2 protein-coding genes are annotated in these 3,296 nt (G+C 71.1%); both read right to left on the bottom strand.

Annotated elements, in window-relative coordinates; genetic code table 11:
* Nucleotides 1–535, bottom strand: a 535-nt coding sequence (locus E1212_RS28980; protein ID WP_203417376.1) for an AraC family ligand binding domain-containing protein, incomplete at its 3' end; no start/stop codon positions are given.
* Between the two features lie 168 nt (nt 536–703).
* The gene (locus E1212_RS29780) at nt 704–2,887 is read right to left on the bottom strand and encodes an LPXTG cell wall anchor domain-containing protein (protein ID WP_162605680.1); all 2,184 of its coding nucleotides are present in this window, start codon (nt 2,885–2,887) and stop codon (nt 704–706) included.
* Between the last annotated feature and the right edge of the window lie 409 nt (nt 2,888–3,296).

The raw sequence follows: 3,296 nt of genomic DNA, 5'->3' as shown, positions 1-3,296 counted from the left end.
GGGCGGGTGGGAGCGGCCGGCCGGCGGGGATGCCGGCGTGACGGCGCAGCAGCCCGCCGACGAAGCCGAGCAGCCGCACGTCCTGGTCGAGCACCGACACGGTGGGCGGGCCGCCGGCGAGGTCCGCGTGGGTACGGGCGAACCGGGCGACGGTGACGGCGTCGGCGATGGCGAGGTCGCGGAAGAACGGCAGCCCGACGCCCCCACGGCCGGCGACCTCCTGGGCCGCGGCGGTGAGCGCCCCGGGCTCGACGTAGAGCGTGAGGTGTTCGGAGTCGCGGTCGCGGTGGTCCGGGTCGACGGGTGTGTGCGCCTCGCCGGGCATGACGACGGTGAGCCGGCCGGACGGAACGACGTGGTACTCGCCGCGGTAGTGCAGGCCGCCGGGGACGCCGAGGTTGAGGTTGAGCTGGTACTGGTCGTGCGTGTGCCGGGGAATGGCCACCGGCGGGCCGGGCGGGTAGTGGTATCGCTCGAGCAGCACGTCGTGGCGCAGCAGGCCGGTCGCGTCGGGCCGCGGCGTCGGCGGGGTCACGCCGTCAGCCTAGTTGGCGCCAATGCGGGCCCGGAGCCGCCGCCGTCGTCACCCAGAGTGACAATGCAGCGGGGCATCACGATTCCATCACCACGAGTGGCCCCGAACCCCGCACGAGGCGGAGCCGGGGCCACTCGGATTCAGCTGATTACTGCTGCGACCTGCTGATCAGGCGGTGGTGCTGCGGCGGGCGCGGACGGCGACAGCGGCGCCACCGGCCAGCAGCAGCGCGACGCCGCCGATGATCATCCAGGTGGTGTTGGACGAACCGGTGTCGGGCAGGTCGCCGTCGCCGTCGTCGTCACCGCTGCCGTTCGCCACGGTGAACGTGGCCACGGCCTCGGAGTCGGACAGCTCGGGGTCGCCGCCCTCGAGGGTCGCCGTGGCGGTGATGGTGTACTCGCCCTCCGGCAGGTCCTCGGCGGGGTCGAACGTCCAGTTGCCGGCGTCGTCGATGTCGAACTCGCCGGCCCACTCCTCGACGTCGTCGTCGCCCTCGGCACGCAGGCCCAGTCGCGGCTGCGCGTCGGCGGCGTCGGCGGTCTGCTCGAGCAGCAGGCCGATGGTGGCGCCGCCGAACGAGGTGCCCTCGAAGTTCACGTCACCGGCGACGGTCGAGCCGTCCTCCGGAGCCGTGATGGTGACCTCGGGAGCGTTGATGCCGAGGTCCGCGACGGTGGCCTTCTGGGTGTCGTTCTCGAAGGTCTGCGTCACGACGGCGTCGAACCGCACGCCGACCGGCAGGTCGCTGCTCGGGGCGAGGGCCCAGGCACCGTCCTCGTCGACCTCGGCCGTGCCGTACTCGGCGTCGCCCACGGTCAGGGCCACGGTGGCGCCGGGCTGGCCGGTGCCGGTGAACTCCGGACGCGCGTTGCCGGTGGTCTGGCCGTCGGTGGGGGACTCGACGGTCAGCTCCTCGACCGCCGGAGCCTCGTTGACCGTCCACGAGCCCTCGGCGACCTCGGACTGCGAGTGCGCGCCGTAGAAGGCCCGCACCTGGTAGGTGTGCTCGCCCGGCTCCAGGTCGCCGTCGAGCGGGACCGAGAAGGAGCCGTTGGCCGCGACCGCGCCCTCGACCGGCTCGCCGCCGTCGACGGAGACCTCGACCCGGTGGCTCGAGCCCGCACCTTCGACCGTGCCTTCGAAGGTGACGCTCGGACCGGACTCGCCCTCGGGGGACGTGACGGACGGGGTGGCGATCTGGACCGCCAGCTCCCACGCGTCGCCGAAGTACCCCTCTTGGCTGGTCTCGCCACCGGTCATGGCATAGGCGAAGCTCAGGTAGTTCTGGCCCTCCCACTGGGAGCAATCGAACGGAGCGCCGGAGGTGCCACCGGTCAGCGTGCCGACCGCGGCGGTGCCGGAGAGGAACGAGCCGCCGCTGTCGCCCTGGGCGCTGCAGGCGGTGGTGAAGAAGCCCGTGACCGGGACCCCGTCGACCTCAACGGTCTGGTCGACGTAGGCGATCTCGCCGCACTGGTAGCCCGTGGAGGCGCCGGAGCGGCAGACCGGGGCACCCTGGACCGGGACGACCTGGTCGGTGACGGCGACCTCGCCGTCACGCGGGTCGCCCTCGCCGCCGCCCCAGCTGGAGACGACCGGACGCGGGGTCCACGCCGCATTGGTGACCGGGAAGAGGGCGGCGTCGTGGTTGTCGCCGAAGTGGAACTCCCCGCCCGAGCCGATCTGCTCGCCCTGCGGCCACGGACGCTCGTCCGCGGGGTCCGGCGGCCACGGCTGGTCGACGTTGAACAGGTACCAGTCGAGGTCGGCGTTGTCGGGGTTGCAGTGGCCGGCGCTCGTGACGACCGGCGAGCCGTCGGCGGCGTAGCCGTTGAAGCCGATGGAGCAGCGGCCGGCGCCGGGCGCCATGTAGCCGTAGCCGCCCTTGAGGTCCTCGTGCGGCTCGACCTCGTCGGGCGCGCCGGAGGTGTCGGGCTCGCCGACCTCGACCTCGGCGCCGACCGCGAGGGCGGCGTCGACGTCGGCCTCGGCGGCGACGTACAGGGTGACGTCCTGGCCACTGATGACGGTGGCGTTGATGTCGACGCCGGCGTCCTCGAGCTGGGCGACGACGTCAGCGGTGACCTTGGCGGACGCCGCGTTGGCGAGGTACTCGGCGGGCGAGATGCCGAGGTCGCGTTCGATGGCCTCGACGAGGCCGGAGGGGAGCTCGTCGGCCTGGGGGGCGAACGCCTCCGCAGCGAACGTCTGCAGGGTCTCGGTGACGGACTCCTCCTCGGCGGATGCAGCCGTGGTGGAGACGATGATGCCGGTGCTCGCAAGGGCGCAGGCAGCCAGCACACCAGAGACCCGTGCAGCGCCGCGACGGCGCAGCAGGGCTGTGCTCACAGGTAACTCCAATAATCAAATGTCATTGACACGGAATGGATCCGGTGCTCCGCCAGTGGGTGGATCTACCGACGGGACCCCGAAGCCTGTGTCACCCTACAGCACCGTTCAGACGCATATTCAAGTACTCGGCACCTATCAGCGGGAATGTCCGACATCACACCTGGTGACCGGAAATTTGAATCCTCAAGCGGTGAATAAGGCAAATCGGACACAACCAGGACATTGACCATCGGTGTCACGACACCATGGGCTGGTCAGACCGGCGTGTCGCCGGATGCCGGTGACGTCCCACCTGGTGGTGTAACTGATCTTCACTGTGATCGGGTCAGCGAGTTGTTTCAGATCATGCCGTGAGCAGTGCGGGTGTGGCCACCTCCTGGGGCTGGCGGGTCGTCGGGTTGAGCAG

This window comes from Jiangella ureilytica, from assembly GCF_004348545.1.
Lineage (GTDB): Bacteria > Actinomycetota > Actinomycetes > Jiangellales > Jiangellaceae > Jiangella > Jiangella ureilytica.
This window is presented reverse-complemented; position numbering and strand designations above follow the sequence as displayed.